Annotated in this window: 6 protein-coding genes; all 6 read left to right on the forward strand. The window is 40.7% G+C overall.

The genetic code is table 11. The annotated features are described in order from the left end of the window. The first annotated feature begins 347 nt into the window (after window positions 1-347). The 6 genes from ACIQXV_RS26230 (at window position 348) to ACIQXV_RS26255 (ending at window position 20,072) form a co-directional block, all read left to right on the forward strand. Window positions 348-5,024, forward strand: coding sequence for a S8 family serine peptidase (locus ACIQXV_RS26230; RefSeq protein ID WP_402964190.1), 4,677 nt, complete (start codon window positions 348-350; stop codon window positions 5,022-5,024). Between the two features lie 311 nt (window positions 5,025-5,335). Further along, window positions 5,336-9,598, forward strand: a complete 4,263-nt coding sequence (locus ACIQXV_RS26235; RefSeq protein ID WP_402964193.1) for a S8 family serine peptidase — start codon at window positions 5,336-5,338, stop codon at window positions 9,596-9,598. A gap of 271 nt (window positions 9,599-9,869) precedes the next feature. Then, complete coding sequence (locus ACIQXV_RS26240) at window positions 9,870-14,318, forward strand: S8 family serine peptidase (RefSeq protein WP_402964196.1); 4,449 nt, start codon at window positions 9,870-9,872, stop codon at window positions 14,316-14,318. A gap of 384 nt (window positions 14,319-14,702) precedes the next feature. Beyond that, a complete protein-coding gene (locus tag ACIQXV_RS26245) occupies window positions 14,703-17,045 on the forward strand; it encodes a glucosaminidase domain-containing protein (RefSeq protein WP_402964199.1) in 2,343 nt (780 codons plus the stop codon). A 191-nt stretch (window positions 17,046-17,236) separates the two neighbouring features. Beyond that, window positions 17,237-19,117: a phosphotransferase gene (locus ACIQXV_RS26250; protein WP_402964202.1), complete on the forward strand. Its 1,881-nt coding sequence runs from the start codon at window positions 17,237-17,239 to the stop codon at window positions 19,115-19,117. Then, complete coding sequence (locus ACIQXV_RS26255; protein WP_402964205.1) at window positions 19,101-20,072, forward strand: DMT family transporter; 972 nt, start codon at window positions 19,101-19,103, stop codon at window positions 20,070-20,072. The genes ACIQXV_RS26250 and ACIQXV_RS26255 overlap by 17 nt, the downstream gene beginning before the upstream one ends. Window positions 20,073-20,100: the final 28 nt, after the last annotated feature.

Consider the following 20,100-nt stretch of genomic DNA (forward strand, 5'->3'; position numbering starts at 1 on the left):
ACGAGTTATGTAAATTGTCAATTCCAAGTTTTTTTTGTTGAAACTAAATAAATATTCCACATATAAAATGACGGGATATTACATAAGATCTTCTTCGGTTTAAAGCGTTAAACAGGAACAGAAGGCGTTCCAAAAGATAACATGGGACGTATAGTACATGTCCTATTTCGACATTGTCGAATATTGCGAAAAATTTTTCTTCGATTTTCGAATAATCTATTGACCATTACTAGACTAAAATACTATCATTATATTTGTATATTCCGATTTTTCTAACAAAATAGAGGAGGGGTATACAAAAAAATAGAATAAAAGCTTACTATTTCAATTAGGGGGGAAAGAATTTAATGAGTAAAAAGAACCAAAATAAGAAAATTGCTACATATGCATTAGCCTCTGCACTTGTTCTTTCAAATCTTGGGTTTGTTTCAACAGCATCAGCTGAGACATATAAACCCGGCGATCTTGAGTCAAAGCTAAAGCAAGTTAGAGACTTTCAAGCTGTACAAAAACAATCCTTGAAGGCGTTAGATGCCAAGTCTGTTAATGCGAAAGCTAATCTAAAAGCAACAGATAAGGTTCGCGTAATTGTAGAAGTAGAGGGACAAACTCCAGTTGAATATGCCACAAAGCAAGGCAAATTATACAAAGAATTATCAGAAGATAAAAAATCTTCCCTCACCTCTAAACTGCAAGGCCAGCAAAAATCCGTAAAAGATAAAATTAGTTCTAAAGGTATTAACGTAAAGTACAAACAAACTTTTTCAACCGCTTTCAATGGCTTCAGTGGTGAAGTTGCGTTTGGTGACATCTCCAAAATTGAAGGCATTGCAGGAGTAAAGAATGTATTTATAGCTAATGAATACAATCGTCCTGTAATTGAACCAAATATGAAAACGAGCCATCAATTCATTCAATCACGTGATACATGGTCGGATTCAGGCTATAAAGGCGAAGGAATGGTTGTAGCCGTCATTGATACGGGTGTCGATCCTTCTCACCGTGACTTTAAATTAACGGACAACTCTTCAGAGGAATTATCAAAAGACGGAGTTGGAAAAATTGTTTCAGATAGCGGCTTAAAAGGAAAATTCTATACTGACAAAGTTCCTTACGGCTATAACTATTATGACCAAAACAACACAATCCTTGACCTAGGACCTGGAGCAAGCATGCACGGTATGCACGTTGCCGGAACAGTTGCTGCAAATGGCGACGAAGCAAACGGCGGCATTAAAGGGGTTGCCCCGGAAGCACAAGTTCTAGCGATGAAGGTATTTAGTAATGACCCGCTATTCCCATCTACAACATCCGACGTGTACCTAGCTGCAATTGATGATTCCATCAAGCTTGGCGCTGACGTATTAAACATGAGCCTTGGTTCAACTGCATCATTCTATGACGAAAACAGTGCAGAAGATCTTGCGATTCAAAGAGCGACAGCAAACGGTATCGTTTGTGCCGTATCAGCAGGTAACTCACAGACTCTTGGCTATGGCTGGGATAATCCTTTTGCGAAAAACCCTGATATCGGTGTAGTTGGTGCACCAGGATTAAATCCTGACACTATCTCTGTAGCAGCTTCCGGAAATGAAGCATTCCTTTATCAGCATGCTATTACGGTAGAAGGTAATACAACTTTCACTGCTGTAGGTAAAGGAATTGACGACTGGACAAAGCTTGCAGCGGGCAAACTTGATTTGGTCAGTCTTGGAAACAAACTCGGTGCTCCTGAAGATTATAAAGGCTTAGATGTAAAAGGTAAGATTGTTGTTGTACCACGTGGTTCGTTAACATTTGTTGATAAAACGAAAAATGCTGCAGCAGCTGGGGCAGCTGGAATTATCGTTTGGAATGCTACAAACGGAGCACCATATGACAATCAAGGCGGCTGGGACGCTCCATTCATGTTTATTACAAAAGCAGAAGGCGAAGCCCTTAATGCAGCGATTTTAGCAGGCCAAACAAGCCTTCATGTTGACCAAATACAGAAAAATGAAAGTCCTGAAATGGGCCGGATGACAGACTTTTCTTCATGGGGTACAACACCAAGCCTGGAAATGAAGCCTGAAATCACAGCACCTGGCGGAAACATCTATTCAACGGTAAATAATGATAAGTATGAATTAATGAGCGGTACCTCGATGGCATCACCGCATGTTGCCGGTGGATCAGCACTCGTTCAAGAATACCTGCAATCTGATAAAGGTAAGAAATTCGGGGCATTATCTGTTGGTGAACGTACCCACCTTGCTAAAGTATTATTGATGAACACAGCGAAAGTGATCAAGGACCTGGATGGCAATCCATTCTCACCTCGCCGTGAAGGTGCAGGTATGATGCAGCTTCATTCTGCCGTTTCAACACCAGTTTATTTTGTCAATAAATCAACCGGTGAAGCGAAAGTGGAATTGAAGGACTTCCAATCCAAGCAAATTTCAATGACGTTCACTGCTAAAAACGTCTCTGACAAAGACGTGATGTACAAAGTAGATACAAGTGTCTTAACGGATATCGTGCAAAACTATCAAGGTACAGAATATAATGCACTGGCTGCTGCTGCAATGGAAGGTGCAAAAGTAAGTGCACCGGAAACGGTTATGGTTCAAGCTGGAAAATCTGTTGATTTCACTGTGAAGGTTGATTTAACAGATGCGAAAATTCCGTATATTGACAAAGATAATAAGCAAGGCGTCACAGATTTGAAAGAGGATATTTTCGTTGAAGGTTCCGTAAACCTAGTAAGCTTTGACGAAAAAACTGCTCCTAGTTTAACTGTTCCGTACGTAGGTTTCTACGGTAAGTGGGACAACCCTTCCATTCTTGATGGCTTTAAGAATTTAGGAGAAGATAAGTTCTTCGACCTTGACGGAAGCTATGCAAAAGCGAACTTCGGCGTTGACAAGGTTTCCGATATGCTAATCGACGACTGGTTCCAAGCACCGGTTCCTGAAAAGAATGTCTGGACGATTTCACCTAATGGTGACGGCTACAATGATACGGTTAATGCATTCCCGGCATTCTTGAGAAATGCCTCTGAGGTTCAATTCAACATCTTGGATAAAGATGAAAAATTACTTCGCCGCGTAAAAACAGAAACTTCCGTTAGGAAAAACTTCTATAATGCGGGCAAAGGTTCAGTCTATAACTATGAAAACGATAGAGAATGGAATGGTTCTATCAGCGGTAAAACCGTTAAAGACGGATTATACTACTATGAAATCAAGTCCGTTGTCGATTATGCCGGCGCAAAGTGGCAATCTAAGAAAGTTCCAGTCTTAGTTGATACAACAGCTCCAAAGGTGGAAGCAACATACGATCCTGCAAAGTCGACTGTTTCCTGGACAACAACAGAAGAAGGTTCAGGTGTTGAGATTTACGGAGTATTCGTAAATGGCAAGCTTCAAAACGTCCTTGACGGCAAAACGAATTCTTATGAAATTCAAAATGCACCGGCAAAAGCAATCGTTGAAGTACTTGCGATTGACTATGCACAAAACGCTGCTTCGGATACAGCCGCAATTGGTGATGTAGACCTGCCGCTTATCTTCATAACTGATGGCACTAAAAATGCAGCGGGAGCGTATGTTTCAAATTCACCATATGCATATGGGGCTTATAATACCCGTACTGTTCCGGTAAAAGGTATTGTAACAGATGATATCGGCCTTAAATACGTTAAAGTAGCTGGAAAAGAGGTTCCAATAGTTAAAGACGCTAAAGGAAACTTAACTTTCTCTACTGAAGTAACATTTGAAAAAGATGGCCTCCAGCCAATTCAAATTGAAGCTGTTGACCATTCCAACAAATCATTCTCGATTTCACGTTATGTGTATATTGATACAACTCCAGCTGAAATCAACGTTGATGCTCCTGAAAGAGTAGATAAAAATGTTGATGAAGTGACTTTAAACGTTGAATTGAAAGATAATCTTGGGTACCTTGATTTCTTCGTTGGGGATAACAATGTTTACAAGAAATCATTCGATAGTGAAGTTGATTCACAAAAACCATTAAGTGCAAAGGTTAAAGTTAAAGTTCCATTAGAACTTGGCAATAACACGGTCACAATGAAACTGTATGACATTGCCGGCAACGTAACGGTTAAAGAACTTGTGATCAACCGCGGCGATCAAACAGGCTGGGTTGAAAACAATGGTGCTTGGTACTTCTACGATGAAGATGGTTCTATGCATACAGGTTGGCTTGAAGAAACCTATGGTGACGACGAATGGGGCGAAAACTGGACAGTTAAGTATTACTTCGACAAAGATGGTAAAATGCACACTGGCTGGTTAGATCTTAACGGAAAACGTTACTACTTTGACCAAGGCGGCGAAATGGCGACGGACGTGACCTTTGTTGCAGAAAGTAAAACCTACTATTACTTTGATGAAAATGGCGCAGTACAATCAGGAGTTTATGATGTACTGGGAGATTCCACTTCATTCTTAGCTTACTTTGATGCAAAAACCGGTATGTTACGAAATGGCTGGAAGCTTGATGCTGGTTCATGGTATTTTGCTGACAGGGACGGAAGATTACAATCTGGCTGGTTATATCAAGCCAACAAATGGTACTACTTCAATAATGACGGCAAAATGAAAACAGGCTGGTTAAATGACGGCAAATCAACATACTATCTCACTGATTCCGGCGCAATGGCAACTGGCTGGACGAAAGCAGATGGTAAGTGGTACTACTTTAACAAATCCGGCACAAAACAAACAGGTTGGTTGAAGGATGGCCAAAAATGGTACTATTTAGATCAATCTGGTGTAATGAAAACAGGCTGGGTACAAGTTGGCGGCAAATGGTACTTCCTAAATAATAATGGAGACATGGCTACTGGCTGGAAGCAGGTCGATGGCAAATGGTACTACCTAAATAATAATGGAGACATGGCTACAGGCTGGAAGCTGATCGATGGTAAATGGTATTACCTAAATGCTTCAGGTGTAATGGCAGCCAACACAACTATAGAAGGCTATAAACTTGGTGCTGATGGAGCATGGACTAAGTAAGATCCATTCCTCTCGACTAATTAAGACGGACAGATTCTTATCTGTTCGTCTTTTAAGTCTATAAAAATTATCGATCACTCCCAAGCTACTAGTTCCGAATAAACCTTACTAGTCTATCAATTCCATAGTAAGCCTAAATTCCTTTATTAATAAGAGATTATTATGGAAAGTTTCTTCGATTTCCGAAAAATCTATTGACCTTTACTAGATAAGAAGATTAATATAATAATTGTATAATTCAGACTTTTCCTATTAATAGGAAAAGAAAGTATACAGAAGTAATTCTATTATAAAAAGGGGGCAATTCAGAAGTGGAGAAAAAGAATTTTTTAAAGAACCGTAAAGTTGCTACATATGCATTAGCTTCAGCATTAGTTTTTTCAAATCTTGGTTTAATTTCGTCAGCATCGGCTGCAACGTATAAACCAGTTGATCTTGAATCCAAGATTAAACAGATCAAGCAGTTAGAATCAAGGGATGCCTTTACAGCATCTGTTTCAAAGACAATTAAAACAAAGGCGGATCTTAAAGCGACTGACAAAGTTCGCGTAATCGTTGAAGTAGATGGACAAACACCTCTTGAGTACGCCACAAAGCAAGGTCAATTATACAAGGATTTATCAGCAGATAAAAAATCCTCGCTTACTTCAAAGATAGAAAGTCAACAAAAGTCCGTCAAAGACAAAATTAAGGCTAAAGGTGTAAACATTAATTACAAAATGCAATTTTCAACTGCCTTTAATGGATTTAGTGGAGAGGTTAGTTATGGTGACCTGGCTAAAATCGAGTCTGTAGCAGGAGTAAAAAATGTTTATCTAGCAAATGAATATTTACGTCCAGAAGCAGTACCTGAAATGAAAACGAGCCATAACTTTATTCAATCACGAGATACATGGGCAGATACTGGATTTAGAGGCGAAGGAATGGTTGTCTCGATCATTGACACGGGTATTGATCCAACACATAAAGACTTTAAATTAACAGACAAGGCGAAGGAAGATCTAACGACTGATAAAGTGAGCAAAATCGTAAAAGATAATAGCCTTAAGGGAAAATTCTATACAGACAAGGTACCATACGGCTATAACTACTATGATCTTAATGACACCATTATTGACCTAACTTCTAGTATGCACGGTATGCATGTTGCCGGAACAGTAACAGCAAATGGTGATGAAACCAATGGAGGTATTAAAGGGGTTGCACCAGAATCACAGGTTCTAGCGATGAAGGTTTTTAGTAATGATCCTAATTATCCAGCTACTTGGTCTGATGTGTATCTTGTCGCCATCGATGACTCGATTAAACTTGGTGCCGACGTGCTAAATATGAGCCTTGGGGATGTTGCATCATTCTATAATGAAAATGCAGCTGAAGATTTGGCTATTCAACGAGCCGTTGAAAATGGAATCGTTTGTGCCGTTGCTGCAGGGAACTCCGGTCATATCGGCTATGGGTTAAGCAACGGTACTCCATTAGCACAAAACCCTGATATTGGGACAGTTGGTGCGCCTTCAGTAAACGGTGATGCTCTCTCAGTTGCGGCTTCGAACAATGGGACTAGCTTGTATAAGCATGCACTTACATTAGCTGGTTTTGATTCCTTCAAGAGCGATGGTTTTGGAGCGGACGACTGGACAAAGCTGGCAGAAGATAATGGTGGAAAGTTGGACCTTGTAAGTCTTGGAGGCAAGCTAGGGGCGCCAGAACACTATGAAGGTCTCGATGTAAAAGGAAAAGTAGTCGTTGTACCACGTGGAGACTTGACCTTCGTTGATAAAACGAAAAATGCCTTTGCAGCAGGGGCGGCAGGTATTATTGTATACAATAATGGCGGAGCCTTCCAAAATAATCTTGGCAGCATGGAAATTCCGTTTATGATGATTGAAACGGCTGATGGTGCAGCACTGGAAGCAGCAATTGCAGCAGGTAATAAAACCCTGAATGTTAAATCAGAAGTCTTACAAACCTCTTCAGTCGGAAAAATGACTACCTTTACATCATGGGGGACAACTCCGTCGCTTGAATTAAAACCTGAAATTACCGCGCCGGGCGGAAGCATTTACTCTACATTGAACGGCGATAAATATGGTACAAAGAGCGGTACTTCAATGGCGACACCACATGTTGCCGGCGGTTCAGCTTTAGTGCAGCAATATCTGCAAGGAGATAAGCGTTTTGCGCAACTTTCTGTTGGTGAACGAACAAAACTTGCAAAAGTCTTGTTAATGAATACAGCGAAGATCATCAATGACGTAGATGGTCACCCGTTCTCACCTCGCCGTGAAGGGGCAGGGATGATGCAAACTCACTCTGCTGTCACAACACCGGTATACGTTGTCAATAAGGAAACTGGTGAAGCCAAGGTAGAATTGAAGGACTTCCAAGCGAAGCAATTTACAATGACGTTCACAGCGAAAAGCATTTCCGATAAAGATGTAACATATAAGGTGAACACAACGGTTTTAACAGATGCAATAAAACAGCAAGCCAAAGAAGGCGCACCTGACCTAAATGGTCTTGCTACCGGTGATTTGGAGGGTGCGAAAGTAGAAGCACCGGAAACCGTTACGGTTCCTGCAGGAAAATCGGTCGACTTTACAGTGAAGGTAGACTTCACTGGTGCAAAAATTCCTGGGTTTGATAAAGCCGGAAAGAAAATTTCACTAGACCTTAAGGAAGACATTTTTGTAGAGGGATCTGTTAATTTAGAAGGACCCGATGAAAAAACACCGAATTTAACAATTCCATATGTTGGCTTCTATGGAAAATGGGATCGCCCACAAATAATCGACGGTTTTAAAGATCTTGGCGAAACGAACTATTTTGATTTAACGACGATAAAAAAATATGGAAGTAATGCGCACAACATGCTCACGAATAATGATAAAGATTTCCTTGCTCCTGTTCCAGGCAAGAATGTTTATCCACTATCACCAAACGGAGATGGAGCGCTCGATAATATCAATGTCCTTCCATCCTTCCTTCGCGGAGCCGAAGAAGTTCAATTTAACATCTTGGACAAGGATGGCAATTTCCTTCGCCGGATGAAAGCGGAAGCACAAGTGATTAAAAGTGCTTACGATGGCGGTAATGGTGAAGCAGCATCTCAAAAGGCAGACCGAGTCTGGGATGGAAAAGTAAAAGGCCAGGTTGTAAAGGATGGTTTGTATTATTACGAAATCAAATCCGTTGTTAGCTATAAGGGTGCTGAGTGGCAATCTAAGAAGATTCCAGTCTATGTTGACACAACAGCTCCAAAGGTAACAGCAACCTATGATCCTACTCAATCTATTGTATCTTGGAGTGCAGTAGAAGAAGGAACTGGTGTTAAACAATATAGTATTTTCGTAGATGGCGTGCTTGCTGCTACTGTTGATGGTAATACAACTTCCTATCAGATAGTAAATGCGCCTGAAAAGGCTGTCGTTGAAGTCGTTGCACAAGATTATGCTTCTAACTATGGTGCTGACACTGCTGCAATCGGCGATGTAACGATGCCGAAAATTTACCTTGACGGCTTTGGCCCTGAACCATATGCAGGTTATAACACTTATGAAATTCCTGTTAAAGGATTTGTAACAGAGGATATTGGGTTAAAATCGTTGAAAGTAAATGGTAAAGAAGTTGCTACGACGAAGGATGCAAAAGGAAATCTCGCTTTTGACACGACTGTTACGTTTAAGCAAGATGGACTTGCTGACGTAATTATCGAAGCAACTGATCATTCTAACAAGACATTCTCAATTTCACGTAAAGTCTTTTTGGATAAAACAAAGCCGGTTATTAATGTTACGGCACCAGAGAGAGTGGATAAGAATGTTGAAAAAGTTACATTTAATGTCAATTTACAAGATAACTTCAGCTATTTGAAATTCTATATTGATGAAAATCAAGAGTTTGAAACACCATTCATCAGTCCAGTTGATTACTTGGCTCCACTTAACAAGGATCGTCAAGTAACAGTTACATTAGCGGAAGGCGAAAACAAAGTGACCTTGAAGGCTGTAGACTTTGCTGGAAATGAAACAACGAAAGAAGTGGTCATCCAGCGCAAGGATGCAGATCCAAAGACAGATCCACAACCAGAAGTGAAAAACGGCTGGAGTTTGGAAAACGGCTCATGGTACTACTATCAGAAGGATGTAAAAGCTACTGGCTGGTTGAAAGATACCGATGGTAAGTGGTACTTCTTAAATACTAACGGCAAAATGGCAACAGGCTGGTTAAGCTACGGCGGAAAATGGTACTACTTGAATAATAACGGCAGCATGGCGGTTGGCTGGGCATCCGTTGGCGGCAAGTGGTATTTTATGAATAAAGATGGCCAAATGGAAACCGGCTGGATCAATGACGGTGGAAAATGGTATTACCTAACGAAATCAGGAGATATGAAAACCGGCTGGTTATTAGAAGGTAATACATGGTACTACCTAAATGCGAAAGGTGCAATGTCAACTGGTTGGGAACTGCTTAATGGAAAATGGTACTACTTCTATAGTTCAGGCGCAATGGCTGCCAACACCACTATAGAAAACTATAAACTTGGGAAAGACGGAGCTTGGACTAAGTAATACCCTCCACTAGACCTAATTAAGACGGACAGATTCTATCTGTTCGTCTTTTTGAATGCAATAAAAGCGGTGGTGCCTGACACCATTTGCTACTTTTTCCCTATGAAAATAGAAAAAAGTGATTTCTGATTATTCTACCAAAAAAACATTGACCGGCTACTAGGACTCTACTAAGATTGATTTATCTAGATTTTTCTTACAATTTTGAAGTCAGTTTACTAGAATGGAATAATTTAGCGTCTGTATTATGTTAGAGGGGGAAAATATAGGAATGGGCCTTAAGTTATGGAAAAAGAAAAGAAAGATTGCCTCGTATATTTTGGCATCTGCTTTGGTTCTATCAAACCTTGGTTTTGTTGTACCAGCTGCCGCAGCATCACCAACGCCAGCACCAGCACCAAAAAAAGATTATACTTCGATGGTAGAACAGTTTAAAAAACATCTGAACGGTAACGAAGAGAAAAAGCTAAGTAAGAAGCTTAAAGCTAACTTTAAGGAGGCAGATCATGTACGTGTCATCGTAGAGGTGGATGGGCAAACACCTGTAGAGTTAGCAACCGAGCAAGGAAAACTGTACAAAGAATTAGCCGAAAATATAAAAACCTCGATGGCCTCAAAGCTTGAAAAGCAGCAAGCAACTGTCAAAGAGAAAATCAAGGCTAAAGGTGTCCAGCTAAAATATAAGAGCCACTTCTCGACGGCCTTTAACGGTTTCAGTGGTGAAATTGCTTTTGGCGAAATTGCAAAGCTAGAGGCAGTTGAGGGCGTTAAAAATGTTTATTTGGCGAATGAATACAAGCGCCCGGTAGAACCCGATATGAAAAACAGTAAGTCATTTGTCCAGACAGCCGAAACATGGGCTGATGCAGGACTAAAGGGCGAGGGTATGGTTGTTGCTGTCATTGATACAGGTGTTGACCCGACCCACAAGGATTTTATTTTATCAGACGACGCATCAGCTCGTCTATCAAAGAACGATGTCAATAAAATTATTGCTAAAGATGGATTAAAAGGCAAGTTTTATACAGAAAAGGTTCCCTATGGCTATAACTACTTCGACCAAAATGACACAATCATTGATAAAGGGTTAGATACTGGTATGCATGGGATGCATGTGGCCGGAATTGTTGCCGCAAACGGTGACGAAGCAAATGGCGGTATTAAAGGGGTAGCGCCAGAAGCACAGGTTCTTGCGATGAAGGTATTTAGCAATGACATTCTTTTCCCTTCAACATGGTCTGATGTATACCTTGCAGCCATTGATGATTCGATTAAGCTTGGGGCAGATGTGCTCAATATGAGCCTTGGCGAAGTGGCTTCTTTTTATTCAAAAAATAGTGCAGAAGATGTGGCAATCACAAGAGCAACCAATAATGGTATCGTATGCTCCATGTCTGCCGGAAACTCCGGAACTATCTCATATGGTTGGGATAATCCTTCCTACAAAAACCCTGATATCGGTGTCGTTGAAGCACCAGGGTTAAATCCGGATGGGATCTCTGTTGCCGCAGCGAATAATCTGTCTGTCGAATATCAACATTCGATTTCCATAGGAGGCTTCACTGCTGTTGGTTATGGGACTGACGATTGGACAAAAGCCCAATCGGAAAATAAAGATTTACAAGTTGTTAGTCTGAAGGACGGCCTGGGTTACCCTAAAGATTATGAAACTGTCGACGTCGTTGGCAGGGTTGTTCTCGTTAAACGCGGCGAACTATCATTTGCTGATAAAGCATTATTCGCGGCAGAAGCGGGCGCCGTTGGGATTATCGTCTATGATTCTGGCAGCTCAATCTTTTATAAAAATCAGGGCGGCTTTGAAATTCCGTTTATGTTCATTTCAAAAAAGGAAGGCGAGGCACTCGAATCAACGATTCCTGGCGGCCATTCTTCTATGGCTATTAACCAAATTGAAAAACAAAAAGACCCTGAATCAGGCCGAATGACAGAGTTTTCCTCTTGGGGGACAACACCGGGCCTAGAGTTAAAACCAGAAATCACTGCACCAGGTGGAAAAATTATTTCCACTTTAAATAATGACCAATATGGTGAAATGAGCGGTACATCGATGGCGGCTCCACATGTGGCCGGCAGCGCTGCCCTTGTCCAGCAATACTTGCAAAAGGACAAACGTTTCAATGGTCTTTCTGTAAGTGAACGTACGCATTTGGCAAAAACATTATTAATGAATACTGCAAAGGTCATTGATGATGCGAACGGACATCCATTCTCGCCTCGCCTTCAAGGTGCAGGGATGATGCAGACCTACAATGCCGTGAAAACTCCTGTATATGTGGTCAATAAAAGCACAGGTCAGGCGAAGGTGGAATTAAAAGACTTTACTTCTAAAAAATTCGAAATGACGTTAACCGCTAAAAACGTTTCTACGAAGGATGTCAGCTATAAGGTAATTACGAATGTACTAGCGGATACCCGTAAGCAGAATAAAGATGGTGATGATTCTAATGCATTGATCGCTGGTAATCTTGAAGGCGTGGTTGTCGACGGACCTGCAACGGTCATAGTTCCGGCTGGAAAAACAAAAGACATCACCATCAAGGTAGATATTAGCAAGGCGAAGGTTCCAGCTATTGATGTTGAAGGAAATAAAACGACCGTTTCCCTTCAAGAAGATATGTTTGTCGAGGGCTTTGTGAAATTAGAGGATGTTGATAAGAATGCAGCAGGCAAAAAGGAACTTAGCCCTGACCTAACTGTTCCATATGTCGGTTTTTACGGCAAGTGGGACCGGCCGTCCATTCTCGATGGCTTTAAAGATTTAGGGGAGTCCCGTTTCTACGATCTTCAAGGCATGTTCGATGAAATAGATGAAGATGGAAATAAAATAGAAGCGACGGTCCATGATATGCTATCAGATGGCTGGTTCACAGACCCGGTTCCGGAAAAAGGGTTCTATGCCATCTCACCAAACGGCGACTGGGAAAAGGACAACATTAATATTTTTCCAGCCTTTTTAAGGAATGCTGCTGAGGTTCAGTTTAACATTCTCGATGAACAAAAAAAATTACTGCGCCGTGTAAAATTGGAGAAGAACGTAATTAAGAGCTATTACGATGACGGTCTCGGTATCCCATATTCCTATAATTATGATCGAACTTGGGATGGAACAGTGAAAGGGAAGCCGGTTAAAGATGGTTTATATTACTACCAAGTGAAAGCGGTAATTGATTACAAAGGTGCTGGATATCAAACGAAAGATATTCCTATTTTGGTAGATACAATCGCCCCTAAGGTAAGCGCAAGCGTCAATCCGGAAACAGCTGTTGTCAGCTGGAGTACGATCGAGGAAGGCTCTGGTGTTCAAGCGTATGGTATTTTTGTCAATGGAGAGTTTGTAGGGGAAACGACTGGTGATGAGACTAGCTTTTCCTTAACCGATGTTAAGGAAGGTACAGCAATTGACGTCATTGCAGTTGACTATGCCTATAACTTTGACTGGGATACGGTTGCAGTTGGTGATGTAGATCATAGTGAGCCAGTTATTATTATTAATCCGTTTTCCACGATGCCATATGGAGCCTACAATTGGAATCAAGTTCCTGTTACAGGCTTTGTTATGGAGGATTTGGGATTGAAATCGTTGACTGTTAACAATAAAGAAGTCGAGTTCACAAATCCCAGACCTGGAATCTATTCCTTTTCAACCACCACCGGATTTTTGAAGGATGGCTTTTACGACATTACCGTAAAGGCAGTGGATAAAGCGGATAACTCGTCATCGATTTCGCGCAAAGTTTTCATTGATACAACTGCACCGGAAATCAATGTGAACGCTCCAGAGGTTGTTGCTGAGAAAGTCGAAGAGGTTACCTTGAAGCTTAACCTTAAGGACAACTTCAACTATTTATCATTATTCGTTGACGACAATCACGAATATGAAAAAGCAATCGCCGGTCCAGTTGATGTTCTTGTTCCAGCAAATGATAACGTGGAAGTGAAAGTACCTCTTGACCTAGGTGAAAACATTATTACCCTCAGGCTATATGACCTTGCCGGCAATGAGACCGTGAAGGAATTAGAGATCAACCGTGGAAATGTATCAGGCTGGAAACTTAAGGGTGGTTCATGGTATTTCTACAACAACAGCGTCAAAGCAACGAACTGGTTAAAGGACGGGAATGTATGGTATTACCTTGGTAAAGACGGGAAAATGCAAACAGGCTGGTTAAAATACAACAACAAATGGTACTTTTTAAATATGAGTGGCGCCATGGCTGAAAATCAGTGGGTGTATGAAAATAATAAATCTTATTACCTTAACGCAGATGGCAGCATGCAAACGGGCTGGAAGGCATTCAATGGAAAATGGTACTATTTTAATGCTAGTGGTGACATGGCGATGGGCTGGAAGGCTGTGAATGGGAAATGGTACTATTTTAATGCTTATGGCGGCATGGAGACAGGCTGGATGCAACTGAGTGGGCAGGGATGGTACTATTTAAATCCGAGCGGCGACATGGTGACAGGCTGGGTATCTCTTGATGGAAAATGGTACTATCTAAATGCTAGCGGCAACATGACGACAGGTTGGCTGGATCAAAATGGAAAATGGTACTATCTAAATCCAAACGGCGACATGCAAACAGGCTGGAAACTGATCGATGGAAAATGGTATTACCTAAATGCTTCAGGTGTAATGGCAGCCAACACAACTATAGAAGGCTATAAACTTGGTAAAGATGGAGCATGGACTAAGTAAGATCCATTCCACGTACCAATGAAGACGGATAGATTCTTATCTGTTCGTCTTTTTAATACAATGTTTCTACTTAAAACAACATAAATTTGTCACATTTTAGTATTTATGGTTGAAAAATTGTGTCAAAATGAGAGAATATAAGAATAAGGAGGATTCACTTTTTTCATACATAATAGAATGTAGTGGGCATTTAAAGATCACCGGTGATTGTATAGTGATTTACTTTACTTTCCATATCCAGATATATGGTGATTTAGTATAATCGTAATAGAATTTTTGCTTATTTCCACTCAAACCGGCATATCTATGTTTGTACACAGCTTTAAGCAGTTTTTTCAGATAGTTTAATAGAGAGATCAGATCATCATTGTGGAGGGAAATTAATTGAAGAAAAAAGGTGTTACTGCTTTAGTCCTGGCGACTATGTTGTTCTCATCGACAGGTCCAGGTGCTTCTGCTGCTGGAACATACACATGGAAGTATCAGAACAACAATTGGTACTATTTTAATCCAACAGGTAATGCTGTTACTGGGTGGGTCCGGGATCAAAATAGCTGGTATTTTTTAGACAACAAGGGTGTCATGAAGATAGGCTGGCTTTTGGACAAAAATAAATGGTACTACCTTGATAAAATTAGCGGTGCAATGAAAACGGGCTGGTTGAAGGAAAATAATACATGGTACTTTCTTGATTCAAGCGGTGCGATGAAAACAGGCTGGCTAAAGGAAAACAATACATGGTACTTTCTTAACTCAAGCGGCGCGATGAAAACAGGCTGGGTATTAGACGCAAACAATTGGTATTTCCTTGATAAAAATGGTGCGATGAAGACGGGCTGGGTTGAAGACAATACCTTAAAATATTATTTAAGTCCAAGCGGGGCAATGGTCATCGGACAAAAATTCATTGATGGAAAACCTTATCAGTTCGCAGCCTCTGGGGCACTAACCACCCTGACAGGCTGGTTCCACGATGGCTCCATTGTGATGTACTTCAATGAGGATGGCTCTACTCACAAGGGCTGGTTAGTCGATGGGGCGAATAAGTATTATTTTTCCCAGGATGGCTTTATTTATACGGGCTGGCTGCTTGAAGGTGAGAAGAAATTTTACTTCGGTGCTGATGGGAAAATGCAGACAGGTGTGCAAACCGTTGGTGAGAATGTATACTATTTCGGATCCGATGGTGTTATGCAGACAGGCGCGAAACAAATTGGGGATAAATGGTACCTCTTTACTACAGATGGTGCTGCATTTAAAGGCTGGTTAACGGAAGAACAGAAAAGGTATTATTACGGTACCGATGGTGTAATGGTGACCGGCTTGCTGACAATAGACACAAAAAAATACTACTTTGATGTGAATGGTATTATGCAAACCGGCTGGATTTCAAATGCCGGCAAATCCTATTTCCTTGGCACAGACGGAGCCGCTCAAACAGGCTGGCTTTTAGATCATGGTGAGTATTACTATTTTTCAAAAAGCGGTGAAATGCAAACCGGCTGGGTTCTGGATAATAACAAGTGGTATTACTTGAACAGCAAAGGGACCATGGTAACAGGCTGGCAGTATATTAATGGAAAATGGTACTTCATGAATTCTTCTGGTGCCATGCAGACAGGCTGGTTATTAGAAAAAGACAAATGGTATTACTTGAACCAAAATGGTGATATGCAAATTGGCTGGTTATTGTTAAGTGGAACATGGTACTATCTTGATGGAAATGGGAAAATGTTAACCGGCGAACAGGTCATCGGCGGTAAGACCTATAATTTTTTCGAAAATGGTGCCTTAAATCCGGGTCCTGTGATCAGTACAACGTCCTATAATCTCACCTTTCAGCAAATGCTCGATATTGAGATGACAAAAAGTCCACAAACTGATAAATATAGAAATAATAAGGCATATGTAAGCAGTTCGTATGTACTTAAAGATGCAGCCAATCCTGCTAAAGGAGTGGTAACGGCCTCTTCCTTATTTGTTCGCGAGGAGACAAATACAAATTCCTTTGTTTTTGGAACAATAAAGCAAGGGGATGAAGTCCAAATTGTTTCCACGGTAGGAACTTGGTATGAGATTAGCTATGGAACCTGGCGAAATGCGAAAACAGCGGATGTCTCTTATTATTTGAATCCGAACAATTTTAGCTCGACAAGTCCGGAATATTTCCAATTTCTACTATTGAATAAGAGTGCAGGAACAACGGCACAGGATTTAAATGCCAAAACACTCGTTGGAAAAGGAATTTTAGCAGGTAGGGCAGAGGCATTCCTAGAAGCGAGCAAAAAGTATAATATAAATGAAATATATTTAATCTCTCATGCCTTGCTTGAAACCGGAAATGGTAGTTCTGCACTTGCGCAAGGAATAATGGTCGATACGGTCGATGGAGTGAAGTTAGATCAACCGGTGAAAGTTTATAATATGTACGGTATTGGTGCGATTGACACCTGCCCGAAAACATGCGGAGCACAAACCGCCTATAAGAAAGGCTGGTTTACACCGGAAGCAGCCATCATCGGCGGTGCAGAATTTATTGGGGCCGGCTACATTAACGCTGCAACACCACAGAATACTCTTTATAAAATGAGATGGAATCCGAGTAACCCTAACCATCAATATGCAACGGACATAGGCTGGGCGGTTAAGCAGGTAACTAATATTAAGAAACTATACGATTCTTTAAGCTCATATACACTATATTACGATGTTTCCGTTTATAAATAATGGAAAAAAGGGCTGTGCAGGCGTGATGCACAGCCCCTTTTTTTTTTGCCAATAAATTCCTCTAGTAAAAGCCTCCAAACATCTATCTTATTGCGAATACTAATCTAAAATTGATAATTTTTTGTTTACAGAATTTCTGAGCTGCGTTAAAATGAATATATTCAAAAAATGAATCTATCGGAGGGCGTCAAATGGAACAGCACTTATTTCAATTATTAGAAGCCATCAATAAAAACGCCAACTTGAACCAAAAGAAAATGGCTGACATATGCGGTATTTCAATCGGGAAAGTTAATTATCTTATCCATGATTTAACATTTGGAGATTATATTTATAGTGAAAAAAAGGGCAGAAATATCAGCTACTTTTTAACACAAAAAGGGATTGATTTTTTAAAAACTGGAATCCAAGCTTATCATGATAAAAAGGTGAATATTCACCAAGAGCCGCTAACCGAAATAAAGCAGGCGGTGATTTTAGCAGCGGGGACAAGAAAAGATTTTAATAAACCTGCAGGCCTAATGGAAATCGGCGGAACCACCTTGCTCCAAAGAAATATTGACATTCTTCAGGAAAATGGCATCAACGATATTGTGATTGTAACGGGATTTAAGCCGGAGGCATTCGAAGCGTTTCCGGAATTTAACCATTATCAATTTGTTCATAATCCAAAATACAAATGGACCGGATCAATGGCATCCCTGGCTCAAGCACATGGAACAATCACCAATGATTTTCTGTTAATTGAAGATGATATTCTCATTGAAGAGCGTGCGATTAAGGAAATCCTTTCCCACCCGCAGCGTGATTGTGTTCTCATCACCAATGAGAGCGGCTCCGGGGACGAAGCATTCGTCGAAATTAAAAATGGCTATCTCCATAAAATTTCAAAAGACGTCCATCAATTCAACAGAATCGATGGGGAAATGATCGGGATCAGCAAGCTTTCCTATGAGGTTTATTCAAAAATGGTGGAGGAGTATCATCAAAGAAATAAAAATCCTCTTATCCACTATGAATACATGCTGCTGGACATTTCAAGACACTACAATATTGGCTATTTAAATATGCATAATCTCGTTTGGGGAGAGATTGACAGCTGGCAGCACTTTAACACGGTGACGGAAAAAATCTATCCAATGCTGATGCGGAAGGAAGCAGAATTCCGGGAAATTTTCATTAAGAGCCATTTAATGGAGGCACTTGACCTTGCCTACGAGGACATTGAGGACATCCAGCCGTTTGGCGGCATGACAAATAAAAATTTTAAAGTTGTCATTAAGGGGAAAGAGTTTGTGCTCCGGATTCCAGGGAATGGAACGGAATCAATGATTAACCGAAAAGAGGAAAAGTTCAATGCAGCGCTTGCGAGTATTCTGGGTATTGATACGGAGTTGGTATATTTTAATGAAGAAACAGGTGTGAAAATTGCCGAATTAATCCAGGATGCCGAAACATTAACACCAAAGATGACCAAACGTCAGGACATCATGGAGCTGACAACGGCGATTTTTAGAACACTGCATTTTTCTAATTTGCAAATGGCCAATCGTTTTGATGTTTTTGAAAGAATAGACGAATACGAGCGGCTGATGAGGGAGGCGAATGCCCAGCCTTACGAGCATTATGAAGACGCTAGAAAACAAGTGATGGTTTTAAAAGGAATTTACCAAGATATGAATTTTAACCTCACTCCATGTCATAATGATGCCCTTCCACAAAATATGGTCAAGAGCGGCGAAAATAAAGTCTATTTAATTGATTGGGAATACAGCGGCATGAATGATCCAATGTGGGATCTCGCTTGGCATGCAATGGAAAGTGACTTTTCACCAGAGGAAGAGGAATTATTTCTAACGCTATATCTGCAGGAAGATGAAGTACCGCTTGAGATTCAGCAGCGTATGATCATGAATAAAATTTTCCAAGACTTTTTATGGACGATATGGACGGTTATCAAAGAAGCAAAAGGTGACGATTTTGGCACCTACGGAACCGATCTTTTAGCTAGATGTAGAAAAAATTTAGAACACGACTTAATTAGGGAGATGACCTATGAATTTAAAAAATAAAGGAATCTACTTCGGCCTGTTTTCCGGATTAACCTGGGCACTCGATACAGTTTTGATTGGAATGGTGTTATCGAAGTCGTTGTTTTTGTCGTCAGAAACGGTCATTTTCCTTGCTCCATTAGTGAGTACATTTTTCCATGATATGTTATCTAGTTTATGGATGATGCTGTATATGACGATTAGAGGAGAATTCAAGGTTCCTTTTAAAAAAATTGCCACGAGAAGCGGCCGGTTTGTCATCTTAGGCGCGCTCCTCGGCGGGCCAATTGGAATGACCGGCTACGTGCTTGCCGTTAAGTATTTAGGTGCATCGTTGTCGGCTTCGATTTCAGCCGTTTACCCAGCGATTGGAGCATTCTTTGCTTTTGTCATCTTGAAGGATCGTTTAACACTTAAAAACTGGATTGGACTTTTTATTAGTATTTTATTCATTTTCCTTTTAGGCTTTAGTGGCGGCGAACCGTCTCCAAGCTATATCCTTGGGTTCTCATTCATTCTGTTATGTATTTTCGGCTGGGGTATGGAGTGCGTCATTCTTGCATACGGTATGAAGGATGATGAAATCTCGCCTGAACAGGCATTGCAAATTCGTCAGTTAGTTTCTGCTGTAACCTATGGAGTCTTGATTTTACCTATTTTTAAAGCGTACCCGCTTGTGGGCGAGGTTTTCCAAAGCAGTCAAATTTTCCTTATCGCAGTGGTTGCCTTATCCGGAACAGCCTCCTACGTATTCTATTACAATGCGATCTATACGCTCGGGCCAACCCGTGCCATGGCATTAAATATTTCCTATGCAGCGTGGGCGATTTTCTTAAGTTTTATCATTTTAGGTACACCAATTACCGCAAAGCTTGTGTTTTTTAGTATTATGATATTAATTGGATCCATCGTTACGGTCGCAACTCAAGAAGAACTGAAGTGGATGAACATCTTTAAAAGTAAAAGGGCGGCGTAATGATAACCAATTTTAGTCAAATGAATTA

This window comes from Neobacillus sp. NPDC097160 (genome assembly GCF_044762155.1).
Lineage (GTDB): Bacteria > Bacillota > Bacilli > Bacillales > Cytobacillaceae > Neobacillus.

Excerpts from the sequence above, each read along its gene's own strand:
- ACIQXV_RS26230 (WP_402964190.1), top strand. The coding sequence starts at position 348 with ATGAGTAAAAAGAACCAAAATAAGAAAATTGCTACATATGCATTAGCC.
- ACIQXV_RS26240 (WP_402964196.1), top strand. The coding sequence starts at position 9,870 with ATGGGCCTTAAGTTATGGAAAAAGAAAAGAAAGATTGCCTCGTATATT.
- ACIQXV_RS26250 (WP_402964202.1), top strand. The coding sequence starts at position 17,237 with ATGGAACAGCACTTATTTCAATTATTAGAAGCCATCAATAAAAACGCC.
- ACIQXV_RS26255 (WP_402964205.1), top strand. The coding sequence starts at position 19,101 with ATGAATTTAAAAAATAAAGGAATCTACTTCGGCCTGTTTTCCGGATTA.